Annotated in this window: 15 protein-coding genes and 1 pseudogene; 14 read left to right on the top strand and 2 right to left on the bottom strand. The window is 47.6% G+C overall.

Going from position 1 to position 18,856, the window contains the following annotated elements; genetic code table 11:
• Positions 1–2 precede the first annotated feature (2 nt).
• The 4 genes and pseudogenes from LI015_RS26035 (at position 3) to LI015_RS26020 (ending at position 7,108) form a co-directional block, all read left to right on the top strand.
• Entirely contained in the window at positions 3–3,215 is a 3,213-nt protein-coding gene (locus LI015_RS26035; RefSeq protein WP_227126644.1) for a PAS domain-containing hybrid sensor histidine kinase/response regulator, read from the top strand.
• Between the two features lie 77 nt (positions 3,216–3,292).
• Complete coding sequence (locus tag LI015_RS26030; protein WP_002568760.1) at positions 3,293–5,443, top strand: EAL domain-containing protein; 2,151 nt, start codon at positions 3,293–3,295, stop codon at positions 5,441–5,443.
• 52 nt (positions 5,444–5,495) lie between these two features.
• Positions 5,496–6,020, top strand: a pseudogene (locus LI015_RS26025) (response regulator); the annotation flags it as partial.
• A gap of 521 nt (positions 6,021–6,541) precedes the next feature.
• Entirely contained in the window at positions 6,542–7,108 is a 567-nt protein-coding gene (locus LI015_RS26020) for a GNAT family N-acetyltransferase (RefSeq protein ID WP_227126643.1), read from the top strand.
• A 115-nt stretch (positions 7,109–7,223) separates the two neighbouring features.
• On the opposite strand, the gene LI015_RS28900 is transcribed toward LI015_RS26020, so the two are convergent.
• Complete coding sequence (locus LI015_RS28900) at positions 7,224–7,529, bottom strand: transposase (protein WP_007036328.1); 306 nt, start codon at positions 7,527–7,529, stop codon at positions 7,224–7,226.
• Positions 7,530–7,597: 68 nt separating this feature from the next.
• Between LI015_RS28900 and LI015_RS26010 the strand changes: the two genes are divergently transcribed.
• On the top strand, positions 7,598–7,762 hold the full coding sequence (locus tag LI015_RS26010; RefSeq protein ID WP_227126642.1) for a hypothetical protein: 165 nt from the start codon (positions 7,598–7,600) through the stop codon (positions 7,760–7,762).
• 43 nt (positions 7,763–7,805) lie between these two features.
• Entirely contained in the window at positions 7,806–8,147 is a 342-nt protein-coding gene (locus LI015_RS26005; protein WP_002568756.1) for a hypothetical protein, read from the top strand.
• On the opposite strand, the gene LI015_RS26000 is transcribed toward LI015_RS26005, so the two are convergent.
• Complete coding sequence (locus tag LI015_RS26000; RefSeq protein ID WP_002568755.1) at positions 8,110–9,150, bottom strand: LacI family DNA-binding transcriptional regulator; 1,041 nt, start codon at positions 9,148–9,150, stop codon at positions 8,110–8,112. The genes LI015_RS26005 and LI015_RS26000 overlap by 38 nt on opposite strands.
• 306 nt (positions 9,151–9,456) lie before the next feature.
• On the opposite strand from LI015_RS26000, the gene LI015_RS25995 reads away from it, so the two are divergent.
• The 8 genes from LI015_RS25995 to LI015_RS25960 all read left to right on the top strand — a co-directional run bounded on the left by LI015_RS25995 (position 9,457) and on the right by LI015_RS25960 (position 18,193).
• Complete coding sequence (locus LI015_RS25995; protein ID WP_002568754.1) at positions 9,457–10,236, top strand: SDR family oxidoreductase; 780 nt, start codon at positions 9,457–9,459, stop codon at positions 10,234–10,236.
• A 46-nt stretch (positions 10,237–10,282) separates the two neighbouring features.
• Positions 10,283–11,101: a transketolase gene (locus LI015_RS25990; RefSeq protein WP_227126641.1), complete on the top strand. Its 819-nt coding sequence runs from the start codon at positions 10,283–10,285 to the stop codon at positions 11,099–11,101.
• The gene (locus tag LI015_RS25985) at positions 11,098–12,033 is read left to right on the top strand and encodes a transketolase family protein (RefSeq protein ID WP_002568752.1); all 936 of its coding nucleotides are present in this window, start codon (positions 11,098–11,100) and stop codon (positions 12,031–12,033) included. Before LI015_RS25990 ends, LI015_RS25985 begins: the two co-directional genes overlap by 4 nt.
• Positions 12,034–13,512 carry an FGGY-family carbohydrate kinase gene (locus LI015_RS25980; RefSeq protein ID WP_227126640.1) on the top strand — a complete coding sequence of 493 codons (1,479 nt, stop codon included), beginning with the start codon at positions 12,034–12,036 and terminating at the stop codon, positions 13,510–13,512. It begins immediately after the preceding gene.
• An 11-nt stretch (positions 13,513–13,523) separates the two neighbouring features.
• On the top strand, positions 13,524–14,921 hold the full coding sequence (locus LI015_RS25975; protein WP_007036327.1) for an MFS transporter: 1,398 nt from the start codon (positions 13,524–13,526) through the stop codon (positions 14,919–14,921).
• A gap of 1,149 nt (positions 14,922–16,070) precedes the next feature.
• On the top strand, positions 16,071–16,508 hold the full coding sequence (locus LI015_RS25970) for a CocE/NonD family hydrolase C-terminal non-catalytic domain-containing protein (protein ID WP_002568749.1): 438 nt from the start codon (positions 16,071–16,073) through the stop codon (positions 16,506–16,508).
• 52 nt (positions 16,509–16,560) lie between these two features.
• Positions 16,561–16,803: a LysR family transcriptional regulator gene (locus LI015_RS25965; protein WP_118018421.1), complete on the top strand. Its 243-nt coding sequence runs from the start codon at positions 16,561–16,563 to the stop codon at positions 16,801–16,803.
• Between the two features lie 607 nt (positions 16,804–17,410).
• The gene (locus LI015_RS25960) at positions 17,411–18,193 is read left to right on the top strand and encodes a hypothetical protein (protein ID WP_227126639.1); all 783 of its coding nucleotides are present in this window, start codon (positions 17,411–17,413) and stop codon (positions 18,191–18,193) included.
• The last annotated feature ends 663 nt before the right edge of the window (positions 18,194–18,856 follow it).

Genomic DNA, 18,856 nt, shown 5'->3' with positions numbered 1-18,856 from the left:
CTATGCTGGAGAACGAAGAGACTGTAAAACAGTGGGAAAAACAGGCGGGAACTGATTATGAATACCGTATCCTGGTGGGCTTGCTGAGTGTCGGAATCAGCAAGCATCTGCTGGACGGTCATTTCACGCTGATTTGGGCCAATGACTTTTTTTATAACCTGATCGACTACTCGCAGGAGGAGTTCGCAACCCGGTTCCACAACTGCCCGGACGAATATTTCTATAACAATCCGGAGGGCTACCAAGCCCTTGAAAAGTCAGTCAGGGACGCGCGTGCCAATGGAGAAAAGGGGAATTCCATCTGCGTGCGGCTGGTCACTTCGGACGGCCGTTCCCTTTGGGTAAAGCTGCAGGCAGCGTTTACGGACGAGTACGTCGACGGATACCAAGTGGCCTACACCACTTTGACCGACGTCACCGAAATGATGGAAGCGCAGCTGGAGCAGGAACACACACAGCAGACACTGGAGCAGATGGTCCACGAACAGGAAATGCTCATGAGCATCCTGAAGGTCAGCGTCAGTAAGCACATGGTGGATGAACACTATACTTGTGTCTGGGCCAACGAGTATTACTATCAGCTGATTGGCTATCCGAAGGAAAAATATGAATCCCTGTTCCACAATCATCCCGACGAGTATTATCAAAACAATCCCGAAGGATGGGAACAGCTTACGGCCACGGTTGCGGATGTGTTGGAAAACGGCAAAGATCAATATGATATTATTACCCGTATGAAGCATGAGGACGGTTCCAGCTTCTGGGTCAAGCTGTTCAGCTACTTTACGGACGAATATATCGACGGTTACCGCAGCACCTACACGGTCATGATGGACGTGACCGAGCTGGTTCAGATGAAAAATGAACAGGAAATGCTGATGCGGGCCATGGAAGTCAGCGTTAGCCTGCATCTGGTGGACAAGCATTTCACATTGGTCTGGGCCAACGACTTCTATTATGATTTGATTGGATACTCCAAGACGGAATATGAGACGCTGTTCCACAACCACTGCGACGAGTATTTTGCGGAAAACAAGAACAGCTGGAACAAAATCCATGAAAAGGTTCAGGAAATAACCGAAGCGGGAAAAAGGAGCTATGAGCTTTTTGTCCCACTGAGGATCCCCGACGGCTCCACCCGTTGGGTCAAGATGACAGGCTTTTTCACCGACGAATACCAGGACGGTAAGCAGATGGCCTATACCACCATGGTGGACGTCACAGAGCTGATGCAGATCCAGCAGGAAAAGGCCGTCGCCTACGACAACATCCCGGGTTTTATCGTCAAACACCGCATCCTGCCGGATAAAATCGTCATGGCCGACGCCAGCGACCGTATTACGGATATATTCAATGTGGATACAGGCAAGCTGGATTCTTTCGATATCTATTCTGTGCTGGAGCCGGAGAGCCGGACGATGATTGAGGCCAGCCATGAAAGCTTCCGACAGGGAAAACCCTTTGATGGGACGATATGCTTAAGGGATCGGTACACCCGGGAGCGGTGGTTCAGCATCCACAGCACCTGCATTGATTCCATTGCCGACGACCCGGTCTATCTGACCGTATTCATCGATGTCACCGACGTCACCGAGCTGCGGGTAATGCAGAAAAAGCTGACCGAACAGAAGACGGCCCTGCAGGACGCGCTGGAAGCGGCGAAACACGCGAACCGGGCCAAGTCGGACTTCTTGTCCAGGATGAGCCACGATCTGAGAACGCCGCTCAACGCCATTCAGGGGATGGCCAGGATTATCAAGTCTCATGTCTACGACCCGGAACGGGTCTTGGACAGTACCGACAAAATCATGCTTTCCAACGACCTCCTGATCAGCCTGATCAACGAGGTGCTGGATACCTCCAAGGTCGAAAGCGGCCAGATGCTGCTGGCAGAGGAGGAAGTCAACCTGGCGGAGCTGGTGCAGGGCGTGGTCAACATGGTACAGCCGCAGCTGGGCGAGAAAAACCTGCGGTTCAAAACCTATGCCAATAGAATCACACACGAAACGGTCGTCAGCGATTTGCAGCGCCTGCAACAGCTGCTGCTCAATTTATTGTCCAACGCCGTGAAATACACGCCTGAGGGTGGGAGTATCACGCTGGAAATCAACGAAAAGCCCTCGGAACAGACCGATATGGCTCATTACGAGTTTGTGGTCTCGGATACCGGCATTGGGATGAAGCCGGAGTTTCTCGTCCGGGTGTTCGAGCCCTTTGAACGGGCGGACGACGCCAAAATCCAGGCGGTGCAGGGAACAGGGCTGGGTATGTCCATCTGCAAGAAAATTGCTGAACTGATGGGCGGTACAATTGAGGTTGAGAGCACCTATGGAAAAGGCAGCCGGTTCACCGTGTCGGTCTATCTTCGAGTGCAGGAGGTCAAAATCGACGACGGCGTGCTGGCCGGTCTGCGTGTCCTGGTGGTGGACGACGACGAAATCGCCTGCCGCAACACCTGCGAACGGCTGGAGGAACTGCAGATGATGGCGAAAAGCGTCAGTGACGGCCAGACGGCTATCTCCGAGGTGGAAGCCGCGCACGCGGCGTATCAGGACTATTTCGCCGTACTTCTTGACTACCGGATGCCGGGGCTCGACGGTGTGGAAACTGCCCGGCAAATCCGGGAAAAGGTCGAAAACAGCCTCCCTATTATTATGCTTTCAGCCTACGACCTCTCAGACCAGGTGGACGCAGCCAAGGAGGCGGGGGCCAAAGGCTTCATCACCAAGCCGCTGTTCCGGTCACGGCTCGTGTATAAGCTGAAGCAATTTGTCGGGGCCGCTGGCATGGAAGAACCAGAAACCTGGAAGCCTGCCCGCTGTTCCTACGCAGGTAAGCGGATCCTGCTGGTGGAGGACAACGCGCTGAACCAGGAGGTCGCCATAGAAATGCTGGTAGAATCCGGCATACCGCCGGAAAACGTGGATGTGGCGGAAAACGGGCAAGCCGCGGTGGACAGGATAAAAGCCTCCCGGCCCGGCACCTACGATTTGATTTTCATGGATATGCAAATGCCGGTGATGGACGGCTGTACGGCGGCTGTTCAAATCCGCGCGCTCCCCCGTGACGATGTGAAAACGGTTCCGGTTATTGCCATGACGGCCAATGCCTTTGACGACGACCGCAAGAAGACAAAAGATGCGGGCATGAATGGGCATCTGGCGAAGCCTGTCGAACCGGACCAGCTGCGGCAGGTGCTGGAAACGTGGCTGTGAGCCATTAGACTCTACATAGAAAGAACAAAAAAGCTCCTGGGGAATGAACGGAGCGTAATGAATCCAGGAGGTAGACCATGCAGGAATCATTTTTTGAGAAGACGATCATCGACCAGCAGCATCTGATTGCTTACGCCAGTGATCCGGACACTTATGAAATCCTCTATATGACACAGGCCGCGGCCTCTCTGTGCGGCTTGAACGCACGGGAAGCCTACGGTAAAAAATGTTATGAGCTGATTCAGGGCCGGAACGCGCCCTGCCCATTCTGCACAAATGACAAGCTCAAGCTGGACGTCCCCTACCGTTGGGAGCATTATAACGAAAAGCTGCAGAGATGGATGGATATCACCGATATTCTGGTTCCCTTCCAGGGGAAAAACCGCCGGCTGGAATTCGCGCGGGATATTACCGAACAGAAAGAAACATTTGACCGGGTTTCCAATCGTCTGAGCGTGGAGGAAGCGCTGGTCGACTGCATCCAGACACTGTCCGGCGAGACGGATGTCACGGTGGCGGTCAATCGGTTTCTGGCGCTGATCGGCCGTTTTTATGCAGCCGACCGGGCGTATATCTTTGAATACGGAGAAAACGTCATCTATAACACGTTTGAGTGGTGCGCCCCCGGGGTCTCACGTGAAATCGAGAATTTGCAGGAAATCCCCTTGGAATACATTGCGAATTGGAACGACAAGTTTGAGCACGACGGGGAATTTTATATCACATCGCTGGGCCGGGAGTTGGTGGTAGATTCCAACGAATACCGTATTCTGCACGACCAGGGAATCGAAAGCCTTTCGGCCGCGCCGCTGATGAAACAGGGGAAAATCATCGGCTTTCTCGGCGTGGACAATCCCACGGAGAATGTGGAGGATTTATCCCTGCTGCGCAGCGTCTGCGGCTTCGTGTTGGACGAAATGGAACGGCGCCGGCTGATCGAAGAACTGGAACGGTCGAGCTATACCGACCTTCTTACCGGCGTGAGCAACCGGAATTGCTATATCAAGAAACTCAACCAGCTGTCCTGCAGTACGTTACATACCCTGGGTGTCATCTACATCGACATCAATGGGATGAAGAAGCTCAACGACAACTTCGGCCATGAGTACGGGGATCGGGTGATTCAAAACGTGGCGGACATTCTACGCGCGCGGGCCGAAAGCAACGCTTTCCGTGTGGGCGGCGATGAATTTGTGGTGCTTTGCGAGAACACAAAGCAGGAGGATTTCCAGGCTCTTGCGGAGAGCCTGCGCCGGGATTTCGAGGAAAGCCGGGATTTTGAGGTTTCAATCGGCTGTACCTGGAAGGACCGCGATATCTCGGTCGACAATGAGATCATGCGTGCCGACGATTTGATGTATGCCCAAAAGCAGGGGTATTACCATACCATTCTGCATGGCGGCGGGCACACCCGAACCGGCATTGCTACGGAGATCCTGCGGGAAATCGCCGACCGCCGTTTTGTGATTTACTATCAGCCGCAAATCAGCCTGAAAACCGGGCGGATCATGGGGGCGGAGGCGCTGATTCGGAAACGGGATGACTCCGGCCGGCTCATTCCGCCGGATCAGTTTATTCCTTATTATGAGCGTGAGCGTGTCATCAGCCATTTGGATCTGCATGTGTTCCAAACCGTTTGTTCAGACCTTCGGGAGTGGGCAAAGCAAGGGGTCAAGACCCGGATATCCTCCAACTTTTCCCGGATGACGCTGATGGCTTCCGATATTGTGCAGCAGCTGGCCCAGATCTGCCGGGACTATGACGTGCCGACACAGCAGCTTACCATCGAGGTCACCGAAAGCATCAGCAAGCTGGAAGCGGGGCAGCTGCTCACTCTGATGCGTCTGTTGCTGGGAGAGGGCTTTTCCATTTCACTGGACGATTTCGGTTCTCAATACTCCAACCTGTCCATCCTGACCATGTTGGAATTTAATGAGATCAAATTTGACAAATCCCTGGTGGAGGAATTGGGCAGCAACATCAAAAGCCGGGTAGTGATGAAGAACGCCATGCAAATTTGCAGGGAACTGCCAAAGACATGTTCTCTCGCGGAAGGCATCGAAACCATCGAGCAGCTGGAATTGCTGCGTCAATATCAGTGCGAATACGGACAGGGATACTACTTTGCAAAGCCGATGAAAGTGGAGGCGTTTTTGGACCTGCTGAAAAAGGAGCAGGCGCTGGACGCGCCTGTTTTGACCGGAAACAATCCCCCGGACGAAGAGTAACCAGACGAACGCTCCGGCGGAATAGACCAAAAAGTGGATTGAGGAAAGCAAAATGGCTGCAAAGAAAAAAATTTTGATTGTGGAGGACAACCTGATAAACCGGGAGGTGCTGGGCAGCATCCTCTCCCCGGTCTACGAAGTGTTAGAAGCGGAAAACGGCGAAGAAGGTCTTGCTTTCCTGAAAGAGCAGAAAGCCGGACTCTCCTTGATTCTACTGGATATTGTGATGCCGGTCATGGACGGATATGCTTTTTTGTCCCGTGTCAAGGCGGACGCAGAGCTTGCCCTGATTCCTGTTGTGGTTACAACGCAGGGCAGCAGCGAGGCGGACGAGGTGGCGGCGCTGTCCTATAGCGCTGCCGACTTCGTGTCAAAGCCCTACCGGCCGGAAATCATCCTGCACCGGGTTGCGAATATCATCAACCTGAGGGAGACCGCAGCCATGGTCAACGAGCTGCAATACGACCGGCTGACCGGGCTCTTCAGCAAGGAATACTTTTACCGCTGCGTCAGGGACCAGCTGGACGCTGCGCCCGGAAAGATGTACGATATCATCTGCTCCAACATCGAGAACTTTTACTGGCAGGCAGTATTTTTTTGAGGTGAACCATGGGAAACCGTGCAATCTATTAAATTATTGAAAATAGTGGGAGCCATATCTTTACCGCCCACAACAGCGCAAACACCCTGTTCCCGTTGTTGCGGCTGGCACAGGCAATTAACAGGCCTTAGTGGCTGATATTGCTAATAGGTACCCGGAATGATAAAATATAAGAACAACAGTAGGCTATAAAAAATAGTGTCGGATTCAGTTTGTACGATCGGGTTCATGTAAAGACAACGGGGCTGGAAAGGCTGATGATTAGGGCGTTTGACGGCTCTTACCAGCTTGCGTTGTAAAATATTTACAGATCATAATATAACCAAAATCCCGCCCGATTCCCACCCTGATTTCATAAGGACTCAGGGCACAATATAAAAATTGATGAAGCAACTTGACAGATTTGATATTAAAATTTAGGGTATAGGAAACAAGAATATTCGCCTTAGGCGGAAAAGGCGAACTCGACAAATCGGAAGCTATGGAGGGGAATTCGTATGGAGGATGTTTATAAAAATTGTCCTATCTATGAAGATAAGGATTACACTTTAAGATTGGTTCGGCTGGAGGATAAAGTAGATTTACTAAAAGTTTATTCTGATGAAAAGGCTATACCATTTTTTAATGGTGATAATTGTGGCGGTGACGATTTTCATTATACAACTGAAAATAGAATGGAACAGGCAATTGAATATTGGCTTTGGGAGTACAGCAGACAAGGATTTGTACGTTGGACAATCGTTTCAAAAGCAGCACATGAAGCAATCGGAACGATAGAGCTTTTCCACAGAGAAGGGGATGATTATTTCACAAATTGTGGTTTGCTTAGACTGGATATTCGGAGCGACCACGAAATTCAAAGTGAGATTATACAAATCCTAGCGTTGATAATTGAACCCACATATACCTTGTTCCATTGTAATAAAATTGCGACAAAAGCGATTGCGTTAGCGACAGAACGTATCAAGGCGTTACATATTTTGGGGTTTGAACCTACGGATGAAAAATTGGTAGGGCATGACGGAACAAAGTATGATTCATATTTTGTAGTGAAAAAGAATTAGTAGGACTTTAAATCCGAGTGTGTGAATAAAAGGACCTATTGACAAATAAATTCTTTTAAATGTTTTCCGGATTTTTTGATATTTAATTTAAATCAAAGGATGATAAATGGGCTCCTTAAGCCACCTTTATCATCCTTTTTAGGTTCAATGACGCAGCAGAAAGCAGGCATTCTTCACCTGTTTTATGAATGCCTCTCTTTTTTATTGTCTTCAGGTTGTGCTCTCGCTTTAAAACCGCAAAAGTACCCTCTGACCAAATTTTTCTAAGCCTCATCATACACAGATATTCAGCTGTTTCATATTTCTGCTTGTTTCGATAAAAAGCAGGATAATTAGCACTGGCGTTGCTCCGTATACTTCCCTTATCTATCTCACGATGCGATAGCTTAGGACACTCAATGTATATTTTGCGTGGACACATATATAAACAATAGTGGTTCTGAGTTTCAGATGGGCTGCTTTATGGACTGTGTGCCAGAGGCGTCTCTTATGGCAGAGAAGCTGACCGGGGGACTCCGCCGGCTGGTGATTGAGAAATGTCTGGGACCGGGAGGTATACAAATGAAGGCATCTGTAAGGGGGGAAATCCAACGGGGTAAGATTTGCGGAAAACCCTTAACAGGCGGGGAAAAACGGGGACGGTTCCGCGCTTAAATGTACCCAGGGAGGGAGTGAACCGGGTAGGGAAAAGAGAAAGATGGAAAACTGGGAAAAGAAAGACCGGACATTTGCGGAAGCCGATAAGCTCTTGATTAACCAGAGTCTGGAAACCATTGACGGGAATTTTGATAACCTGCCCACCACGCACCCGGCTAAGAGGCCGTACCAGAAGTATGGCAGCAATTACAATCGTAAAATCAATAACCAGAAAAAAGTCGTTAAGAATCCGGTGTGGATGACAAATCTCAGAAAAAGAGCCTGCAGTTATTGCAACGAGCTTGCAGCAGTATACGGTGATGGATACAGCCCTGCGGTGTCAAATTACAGGCTCCTTTTGGATATTATACATTTTTTGAGGGAGGGGACACCGATTCTCTGACCGTGAGTTTCGTGCCAATGCGGATTTTCCTGGAGCGGAATTCCTGGGTGGATTTGTCCGGGTTCTGAATCATTCGCATCAGTTCGTCCACAGACTCCCCTGCCAGGCCCTGTTTAGAAACATTGATGGAAGTCAGCGGAGGCGTAGTGACCTCACAGTTTGGCCGGTCGTTGAAACCAATGATGGAGATATCCCCAGGTACTTTATAACCATGTTCCGAGAATGCGCGAAGGGCGCCGCTGGCCATGGTGTCATCGTCACAGACAAATGCGTCGGGTATATCGTAGGAGGGGTGACTGTCAAAAAACTGCCGGATATCCCGGTAACTTTCTTCTTCCGAATAATGGACATCCAGGATATGGCCGTCAGAGAAGGAAAGGCCAAAGTGGGCAAGGGCATCCTCGTAACCGCTCTGGCGCTCCTTGAAACTGTTAATGCGGATCAGGCTTTTTAAATAGCCAATCCGCCGGTGTCCCATCCGCACCAGGTATTCCACGGCTTGAAATGTCCCCATCTGATTGTTGATGGAAACACTGTTGCAGGAAAGGCGGGAGAAGTCATTGTCCAGGGCAACCATAGGAATTGGAAGCTCCTGAAGGAGTTCCATGTCTTCATCTTCCATTTCCGTGGCAAAGACGATGGCGCCCTGGCAGTCCAGTTCCTCTAAGTGGGCGAGCTGGGGCTCCATGGATTTTCGTTTATCAAGATTGCATAGAAGGATATTATAACCGTAGGAGCGGGCGCGTGTTTCTATGCTTTCCATTAAAAGGAGGAAAAAGGGATGAAGATCCAGAACCTCCCCATGACGTTTATAAATAATGAAGCACAGGTTGTTGCTTGGCACAGCCGGTGCTTTTTTTATTAAATTATCACAGCCCATCTCCTGAAGTTCTGTGAGCACCCTGTCCCTGGTTGAATCGGATACGCCGGGTTTATGGTTGATAATTAGGGACAGAGCGGCTGGTGATATGCCAAGCTTCTGAGCGATTTCCCGATTAGTCATAGATAGAATCTCCTTTATCAATTTCTACTATAAATTATAGATGAACTAAATGAAGAAGTCAATCGTTTATAAGAATATTTAGTGAACGATTACTGAATACTATTCTGACTTATGAATTTACTGTGATGGTTTGAGATGGATACAATAAAAGTAATTAGTTTTGTGTGGCGCAAACGCTGCGTTTAGTCAACGTGCACAAAAAAATAACTTTAAAAATGTTAAATATTCAGTATTTACAAACTAAACATTTAGAAGTAGAATCTAAATACAGATAAACAAAGAAAAAATATTTAGGAGGTAGTAAAGATGATTCAGTATGAGAAGGTAAACGGAAATTTTGATTTAACGGGAAAAGCAGCAATCGTTGTAGGAGGCGCAGGTGGAATCGGAGAGGCCACAGCCCAGATGTATGCAAGAAAGGGAGCCAGGGTAGCCATCGTTGACTGTAAGGATAACTGCCCGGAAGTAGCAGCAAAGATTGCAGAGGAGTTTGGAGTACAGGTGATTGGCGTAAAATGTGACGTGACCAGCCAGGAGAGTGTGGACGCCATGATGAAGGCAGTATTAGAGGCATTCGGAGAAATTAATATTCTCGCTGCCATGCCTGGATTCGTGGATCTCTACCGCGCATCGGATATCTCCATTGCTACGATTGAAAAACATATGTCTATCAATGCGGTTGGAGTGTTCCGGGTATGCCAGGCGGTTGCTAATCAGATGATTAAACAGGGCAAGGGCGGAAAGATGGTATGTGTTACCTCCCAGGCCGATTTTATTGCAATTAACAAGCATGTGGGTTATACCATGAGCAAAGCGGCTGTGGTGGGCATGATTAAGGTATGCGCATTGGAATGGGCGGATTATGGTATCAACGTCAACGGCGTGGCTCCAACCGTAGTGAACACCTACATGGGTGAAAAAGCATGGCAAGGTAAGGTTAAGACCGACATGATTGAGAAGATTCCGGCACACCGCTTTGCCGAGACAGATGAGATTGCGGCGGCTGTGCTGTTCTTATCCTGTAATGAGTCTAACATGATTACTGGCGAGGACCTTGTTGTGGATGGTGGATTTACAATCTATTAAATTTGTGAAACCATAATCAGGAGCTGATAGAAGGAGAGGATATAAGATGGATGCGTTGACAAGAAAAGCCTATGAACTGCGCCGCGATATCATTGAGATGGTACATAATTCCAGGGCGGGGCACGTAGGAGGAGATTTAAGTGTAACTGATATATTGACTGTCCTGTATTTTAAGGTAATGAACGTATCACCGGAAAAGGGAGAGAATCCTGACCGCGACCGCTTTCTTTTGAGCAAAGGCCATTGTGCAGACGCGCTGTATTGTGTCCTCGGAGAAAGAGGGTTCTACGATAAAGAAGAAGCAATCAAAACCTTCAGCCAGTTTGGGAGCCGGTTTATCGGCCACCCAAACATGGAGGTTCCCGGGGTTGAGATGAATTCCGGTTCCCTGGGCCACGGGATTTCCGTGGGCGTTGGTATGGCTCTGGCGGCCAGGATGAACCATCAGTCTTACCGGACTTATGTGGTGCTGGGAGATGGGGAGATGGCGGAGGGTTCCAATTACGAGGGCATGATGGCAGCAGGCCATTATAAGCTTGACAATCTCTGTGCCACGGTGGACTTAAATCGTCTTCAGATCAGCGGCACCACCGGCCAGGTGATGGACAGCGCCAGCTTGGCGGAGAAATTCCGTGATTTTGGCTGGAACGTCATTGAGGTTTTGGATGGAAATGACTGTGCCCAGTTGGTCAATGCCTATGAACAGGCGGCGGCTTATAAGGGAAAGCCAACGGCGGTCATTGCCAGTACGGTGAAGGGAAAGGGTGTTTCCTTTATGGAGAACCAGATTTCCTGGCACCACGGAGTGATGACAGAGGAACAGTATGAACAGGCGGTAAAAGAACTGAAGGAGGCATTGCAATGAATAAAATAACGAACAGACAGGCAATATGCGACACACTGTTGGAAGCGTCCAAAACAGACCGGGACATTGTTGTACTGTGTTCAGATTCCAGAGGTTCCGCATCTATGACGCCCTTTGCCAAAACTTATCCGGAACAGTTCGTGGAGGTCGGCATAGCGGAACAAAATCTGGTATCCATATCTGCCGGGCTGGCGGCCTGCGGCAAGAAAGCTTTTGCTGTTTCACCAGCATGTTTTTTATCGACCAGAAGCTATGAACAGGCGAAAATTGATGTGGCATATTCCAATACCAATGTTACCCTGGTAGGTATCAGCGGAGGTATCAGCTATGGCGCCCTGGGAATGAGCCATCATTCTTTACAGGACATTGCCGCCATGTGCGCACTGCCGGATATGCGGGTCTATCTGCCCAGCGACCGGTTCCAGACGGGTAAGCTGATTGAGGCGTTGCTTCAGGATGAAAAGCCGGCTTATGTCAGAGTCAGCCGTTCAGCCACGGAAGATATATATGAGGAACAGATGAAGTTTGAACTGGATAAGGCCCATGTACTGTCAGAGGGTGAGGACGCCATGATCATTGCCTGCGGCGAGATGGTGCCATATGCCCTGGAAGCTGCAAGGATTCTGGAAAAGGATGGTATCCGGGTCGGAGTCGTGGATATGTACTGCTTAAAGCCTTTGGACGAGGAAGCGGTCTTACAATACGCCAGTAGGGTAAAATGCCTGATAACGGTGGAAGAACATTCGGTATATGGCGGACTTGGCAGTATGGTAGCGGCCGTGACGGCGGAGAAACACCCGATTAAGGTTAAGAAAATCGCCCTTCCTGACGGTCATCTGATACCAGGCTCTAATACGGAGTTATTTGCCTACTACGGAATGGATGGAGCCGGAATTGCTGAAACCGTTAAAAAAACACTGACAGAGGGGTAAATGATGGGGTACATATTGGGGATAGACCAGAGCACACAGGGAACGAAAGCAATCCTTGTAGATAACAAGGGAAGATTACGGAGCCGGGCGGATCAAAGTCACAGACAGATTGTGAATGAACGGGGCTGGGTTTCCCATGATTTAGAAGAAATATACCAAAACACATGCAGGGTGATACAGGACGTGGTGAAGCGGACTGGTATCTCAAAGAATGAGATTGAAGTAATCGGAATCAGCAACCAGAGGGAAACCACAGCAATCTGGGACAGAGACGGAACTCCTTTAAATGGAGCGGTTGTATGGCAGTGCTCCAGGGCCAAGGAGGTATCTCAGGCCTTGGCCCCCTATGGGGATCTGATAAGAAATAAAACAGGACTCATGCTATCTCCATTTTTCCCGGCTGCCAAGATGGCCTGGCTGCTGTCAAATACAGAGGGAGCGAAAGAGAGGGCTCCGGAGGATCTGTGTCTGGGCACCATAGACAGCTGGCTGATTTACAGGATGACACGGGGAAAGGCATTTAAGACGGATTATTCCAATGCCTCAAGAACTCAGTTGTTCAATATCCATACCCTGTCCTGGGATGAGGAGTTATACGAGCTTTTCGGGGTTTCGGCAAAATCCCTGGCCCAGGTATGTGACAGTAACAGTTTATTCGGGATGACGGATTTAGACGGATACTTTGACCATGAGATTCCGATTCACAGCGCGGCCGGGGATTCCCATGCGGCTTTATTCGGTCAGGGCTGTCACAGCGCAGGCATGATTAAGACTACTTATGGAACCGGCTCCTCCATCATGATGAATACGGGGATGGAGTGTGTGTCCAGCAGCCACGGCCTGGTGACTTCCCTTGCGTGGGGGCTAGACGGCCAGGTGAATTATGTGCTGGAAGGGAATATCAACTATACAGGCGCGGTGATGACCTGGCTGAAAGATGAGCTTCATCTAATCAGCTCTCCGGCTGAAAGCGAAGCGTTTGCAAAGGCTGCCAACCCTATGGACAAGACCGTATTGATTCCGGCCTTTTCCGGCTTATCGGCGCCCTATTGGAGTGACACGGCGAGAGCCGTGATTTATGGGATGACTCGCACAACAGGAAAAAATGAGATTGTCAGGGCAGCCTTGGAAAGCATTGCCCTGCAGATCCAGGCAGTGTTGGAAGCGATGGAGAAGGACAGCAGTATCTGCATAAAGGAACTCCGGGTAGACGGAGGGCCTACGAGAAATTCCTATCTGATGCAGCTTCAAAGCGATCTTTCAAAATTAGATGTAGCAGTAGCTGGGATTGAGGAATTATCTGCGATGGGTGCTGCCTACATGGCCGGTATAGGGGCTGGTATCCTGAATCAATCCGAACTGTTTTCAGAGGAAGGCAGAACCCTATACAGTCCGCAAATGGCGGAAGAAGAACGGAAGGAAAAAATCGGGAATTGGAATGAGGCTATCCGGCTTGTATGCGGCGCGACCGTCCAGTAGGGGGAGTAGTGATGGAGAAGATGAATAATAGGTATCAGTCAAATGAAGATTTAAACACATTCCGTCTGACTCCTATGAAAAGAATGTATTACGCTTTGGGGGATTTCGGTTACAACTTTATGTACTACTGGCTCAGCACCTATCTGATGATTTATTATACGGATACGATTGGGATTCCGGCTGCCACGGTATCCGTCATGATGCTGGTAGTGAGGATTTTTGACGCATTTAACGACCCGGTCATCGGTTCACTGGCGGACCGCACCAACAGCCGGTGGGGCAGGTACCGTCCCTGGTTCATGCTGGGTTCCATAGCGATGGCTTGTTTCATTGTGCTGATTTTTGCGGCCAGCCCCGGGTGGCAGATGACAAGCAGGCTTCTGTGGATGTGGGGCATATATCTGCTTCTCACGGTGGCTTCCACTTGCAGCAATATGCCTTATGGAGCGCTGAACGGCTGTATCACTCCGGATTCGGAGGACAGAGCAAAGGTTTCAGGTCTTCGGATGATGTTTGCCAACGTGAGTTCCATGGTGACCGTTATCATTGCTGTACCGCTGATGATTGCATTTTCTTCCGACGGTTCCGCCAGCAGCGCCAGGGGATATTTTTGGGCTGTGCTTATCACCTGTATCCTGGGGCTTCCCACGATGATTGTGAGCTGTTGCAAGACGAAGGAGGTACTGACTCCGCCGCCCACCCAGAACAAGATTCCGATGAACCTGCAGATGAAGTCTCTGGTAAAAAACAAGGCAGTTCTGATTCTCATTATTGGACAGTTTATTCTTGGATGTGTCTTGTACGGCAGGGCGGCAATGCTTGCCTATTACTGGCAATATAATGCTGGAAACGCAGCGTATGCAACCACTTACGGGTTGATTGGTCTGGCGGCTACAATTGTGGGAACCGGGTGGTTTGGCAATTTCCTCTTTAAACGCGTCCGTCATAAAGGAAAGGTCTGCGCAGTATTGAACTTCATAACTGCAGGCGCATATTTCTTCATGTATTTTACTACCGCACCGTCGGTCATGTTCTGGTTTCTGACCTTCGTGAGTAGTATGAGCTTTTATGCCTATATGGGAATCCATTTCGGGGCTATCGGTGACGCGGTGGACTTTGGGGAATTTATTTCCGGCGTGAGGTGCGATGGCTTTTTATCTTCCTTTGTGTCTGTAGCAAACAAAGCGGGGGGAGCGGTGATGCCGGCCATCGGAGCAGCGGTGTTGGCTGCCATGCATTATGTGGCGGGCGGTGCCCAGCCTGCACAGATTTTGAACGCGGTTAACTGGTTTATAACGCTGATTCCGGCGATTCTCAGCCTGATTAACGCTGTTTTTTACCTGATGTATCCCATCAGTACGGAAAAGCATAAAGAGATTATGGGAGAGTTGATCCGGCGCAGGCAGTAGCATAGACGCAAGAGTATCCATATGGGCGTTTCACGGCATAAATGTCCTGTATGGACGCTCTCCCCACAAAAGTATCAGGATAAGGAGAAAAGAATACATCATTGTGTAGTGGAGTAAGCTGATTAAATGTGTAAGTTATAAACGGAATGATATTTTATTCTGGACGGCTCAGACACCGGAAGCTCTTATGATGTTTTTATTGGGAAAAATCGCCATGGGAAGAGATAGCTTTGACGGTAAGCGTAGTCTCAGTAAAAGCAACACAGTTGAGGGAATCCTGCTCAATGAAGTGCGTTAATTTTCACCGAAAATTCACTATGGTAATATGCTATTGCCCTTGAAGACAGCGAGATATTAGAAATCTCCGGCAACCTGCTTTTAAAACCCGATGCGGAATACTGTGATATTCAGATTACCATGATGCGTAATATAATGGGAACTTTTGTGAAAAAATAGATAATCTTGGCGATAAAGTTAAAATCCTATCCTATGCCTCTGTCCGGGAACGGATTACTTTTATCTGTATCATAATCAGCATAAAAGCCAAAGGTAAATATTGAATGCAACCAGAGAAGAAATCGCTGATTATTTAGGGGGTGCAAGGCCATCACTCTCAATGGAGCTGGGACGTATGCAGTAGGAAGGAATCATCCGGATAGACGGACGCGAAGTGTTCATTTTGAGCCAGGAGTTGTTTGCTAACCTGTTTGAATAAAATGTAAAACCGTAGCCATGGTTACAGAATAAAGCGTTTTCTTTTGATAGACTAAGGTCAACAGATCAAGAGAAGATGCTTTTTACTATGCATTTGCCGGCAGATGCCCCCGTTCCATTGATTTAAGCCACTTTTTAATACTTGCATCATCTGTTCCGTGCGGTTGTGGATTTTATATTCCGTGCCATCTTTTATAAATATATTTCCGGTCTGACCGAATGCGGGAATGTTACATACACAAAGTTATATCTTGATGGAACGTTCCGTCAGTTGAAAAGAGAGAATCCCGACAAAGGAGCTGCTGCAAAATATGATACGCAGGGACTGCCCGGATGAATCAGCTTTATGATAACCTTTGATGAGGAGACGTGCCTCGTGGAATATCCAAAGCTGCCGCTCTATTCTTAGGTAGAAGGTGCGGACGTTTTGTTTGGATGCAGAAGTTGGATCAAAACGGCAATATGCTTTTGGAAATAACGGTACCAAACCATGGTGCTGCTATTCGTGATTTTACCGATGATGGCGCTTCCATCACCCGCTATAAGGGATCTTGGGGCAAGCTACGCCTTTCCATGAGACACCTGGATGAACAGGAAATCACGGATGAGATTCCGGCATATAGCTTTGACCGGGTTGAGAAACTGGAGAAAGGCCAAATGGTGGAGGATGATATCGTAATGAGTCCGGTTGGTATGGCATTTCACAAAGGAGAATCCATCCGCTTAATCTTATCATCTAAGAAAGAATACAGAAATAGTATGATGCAGCCCCCGCCCCCCACCGGCTGTATACCAAAGAACTGGGGATGGCAGGTAATTTATACCGGCTCGGACAAAGCTTCCTATCTTCAGCTTCTGATATTAAAAATATGAAAGTATCACAAGCTCTTCCTGTAAAAAGCACAAGGTAAAATGAAATTGCTGGATGAAATTATCTTCCCTGCGTTATTATATTGCGGTTGCAAAATATGGCAATTTTATCAAGGAATCGGATTGGCTGTTTATCTCCCAGCCGCCCCTGAGCCGGACGATTCAGGAGCTAAAGGAAGAACTTGGAACACAGCTGTTTATCCGGGAGCGCCGTTTCCTGAAATTGACAGAGGATGGCGTCTGGCTTTTAAATGGAAAACCCTGTTCTAGAAATATATCAAAGGTTGTTAACGCATAAAAGCCACTTGTCGTGATAATGTTTTCATGGTTGCGAGGGAAAGAAGTTAATATTGGCTAAGTAGTGAGATGAACCGCGCAGCAGGTAGAAGGACAAGAGACGCAGAACCATGAAATTTTAGGTTAAATCTCACGGCATATGCGGCAAAGCATGACACCCTAACAGCATACTTTACTCAGAAAGAACAGGTATGGTATACTGAGCTGGTAAACTATGTGCTTCCGGACAAGTCAAAGGAGAACAGAGGATGAAAAAAAGACAGATTCAAAACAGGCTATATTCTATGTGATATGTGCGGCAGCCATCATAAGCAATTCAACCACAGTGTCTGCCAGCAATGAACAGACTTCCGTGGAAGATACCGGAGAGCAGCAGCCATCGCTGCGACAAGAGATTCCGAAACTGAAAAAAGGAAACTGGGTTAACCAGACCGCGTAACAGAAGCTGGAGGACCTGGATATCCTGTATCAGAAAAGGGGGATATGTTATGAGAAGAATCACCGGCATGTTTGTTTGTATCTCTTTATTGCTTAATCTCAGTTTTACGTCATATGCATCAGAACGCTTGATACCTTCAGAAGGAAACGAGTATCAGGAGATTCTTTCTATGAAGGATGAGGTTTTATATCATATCAATTATGGTGGAGCACGTGGAGAACTCAACCGGGATGTGGAAGCGGATGAGGTGGAAATGGAAAGAGCATATAAAGTTTATGCCAATTCCGAGTTGTTAAAAACAAATGATGTTAAAGAATCATTGGAAAACAGTTATTATAAGTGGCAAATACCCGTATACACAGACGGTTTTACGATTTTGGTTGATATAACCAAGGTGACATCCATTCCTGATGATATTCCGGAAGATGCAAAAGAAACGCTCAAACAGAAATTAAATATTTGGACTGTGGGAGCTGTCTATGTATATGATGCAGAAACGGTTGATTATGACAATACTGTAACAACTTCTCTTGAGGAGGCGGAGTACAACAGTGATGAGTATTCATACGAAGTTGTTTCAGGACTTCCTGGAATTCGATATCCTGCAGCTATCATATTTAATGCTGATGAAAAACCTGAATTTGTGATTCCTGCGCAGAAGTCTACGACACATGCATTTATTGGGGAATGGCCTACAGCAGCAAAAAATAGGGAGAAAACAGCTACACCTTTAAATGCACAGAATAGTAATAATGATAACATAAACGGTTTCTCCATTTATTATTATGATGATGTTGTAAGGGCATCAAATTCCTACAATCAGTCAGGAGTTGGGCTATCTTACAAAAAGGATATAATTGAAAAAAACACCATAGCAGTGTCGATATTCGGAGCCGCTGGAATCTTATTGATTATAGGAACAAAAAAAAGAAATAAGAAAAGGCTGAAATGAAATTTTACATTCTGTATGCAAGACTAAATTCCACAGATTGACTTGAAAAAAGATAGTTATCGGGCGGTGGTTTCTTAAGTGATTTTATTTTTTCAGCAGCTTGGGTGACAATATCACTTTATTTGGAACGATGAATTTAAGCTGAAAAGATCGATTTTTGTATTGCTGCATAAAAATAAATTTATGAAAAGTTTATCTTTTTGTTAGCAGGGTGTTATTTTTCCATTCTAAGATATCTTTAGTATAGGAAACGATACGAAATTCAAATTGCATGAATTCATAATAATGCCTCAACTTTTAAAATACAGGCTGGCTATGGCCTGTATTTTTATGTGCTGATATCTGAAATAGTGATATCAGAAAAATTTTATCAATACGTATACTCAAAAGGTATGTATATGTATTTAATATAGGCATTTGATATTATTGTGTTGGCATAATAAAATAGATGTAAAGGAAAGGAGGCGGAAATGAAGAAGAAAATATGCCATTTTGGCACAGATAACAGCCAATTATCATGCAATATATGGATGCTTCTCTTCTATGGTAGGGCAACTTGGGGCGGCAAAATCGGCTTCCATTGGCTTAAACCATAAGGATTCAATAAATATTATGATCTCTCGGAATCTTGAGTGATCATGCCAGCAAAACTCTGGCATTGAA

Origin of the sequence: Enterocloster sp. 210928-DFI.2.20, assembly GCF_020554465.1 — a bacterium.
GTDB classification, from domain to species: domain Bacteria; phylum Bacillota; class Clostridia; order Lachnospirales; family Lachnospiraceae; genus Enterocloster; species Enterocloster bolteae.
The sequence above is the reverse complement of the archived record's forward strand: the minus strand, read 5'-3'. Positions and strand labels throughout refer to the sequence as shown.

Coding starts and splice junctions, on each gene's coding strand:
- LI015_RS26035 (WP_227126644.1), top strand. CDS start 3: ATGCTGGAGAACGAAGAGACTGTAAAACAGTGGGAAAAACAGGCGGGA.
- LI015_RS26030 (WP_002568760.1), top strand. CDS start 3,293: ATGCAGGAATCATTTTTTGAGAAGACGATCATCGACCAGCAGCATCTG.
- LI015_RS26020 (WP_227126643.1), top strand. CDS start 6,542: ATGGAGGATGTTTATAAAAATTGTCCTATCTATGAAGATAAGGATTAC.
- LI015_RS28900 (WP_007036328.1), bottom strand. CDS start 7,529: ATGTGTCCACGCAAAATATACATTGAGTGTCCTAAGCTATCGCATCGT.
- LI015_RS26010 (WP_227126642.1), top strand. CDS start 7,598: ATGGCAGAGAAGCTGACCGGGGGACTCCGCCGGCTGGTGATTGAGAAA.
- LI015_RS26005 (WP_002568756.1), top strand. CDS start 7,806: ATGGAAAACTGGGAAAAGAAAGACCGGACATTTGCGGAAGCCGATAAG.
- LI015_RS26000 (WP_002568755.1), bottom strand. CDS start 9,150: ATGACTAATCGGGAAATCGCTCAGAAGCTTGGCATATCACCAGCCGCT.
- LI015_RS25995 (WP_002568754.1), top strand. CDS start 9,457: ATGATTCAGTATGAGAAGGTAAACGGAAATTTTGATTTAACGGGAAAA.
- LI015_RS25990 (WP_227126641.1), top strand. CDS start 10,283: ATGGATGCGTTGACAAGAAAAGCCTATGAACTGCGCCGCGATATCATT.
- LI015_RS25985 (WP_002568752.1), top strand. CDS start 11,098: ATGAATAAAATAACGAACAGACAGGCAATATGCGACACACTGTTGGAA.
- LI015_RS25980 (WP_227126640.1), top strand. CDS start 12,034: ATGATGGGGTACATATTGGGGATAGACCAGAGCACACAGGGAACGAAA.
- LI015_RS25975 (WP_007036327.1), top strand. CDS start 13,524: ATGGAGAAGATGAATAATAGGTATCAGTCAAATGAAGATTTAAACACA.
- LI015_RS25970 (WP_002568749.1), top strand. CDS start 16,071: ATGCAGAAGTTGGATCAAAACGGCAATATGCTTTTGGAAATAACGGTA.
- LI015_RS25965 (WP_118018421.1), top strand. CDS start 16,561: ATGAAATTATCTTCCCTGCGTTATTATATTGCGGTTGCAAAATATGGC.
- LI015_RS25960 (WP_227126639.1), top strand. CDS start 17,411: ATGAAGGATGAGGTTTTATATCATATCAATTATGGTGGAGCACGTGGA.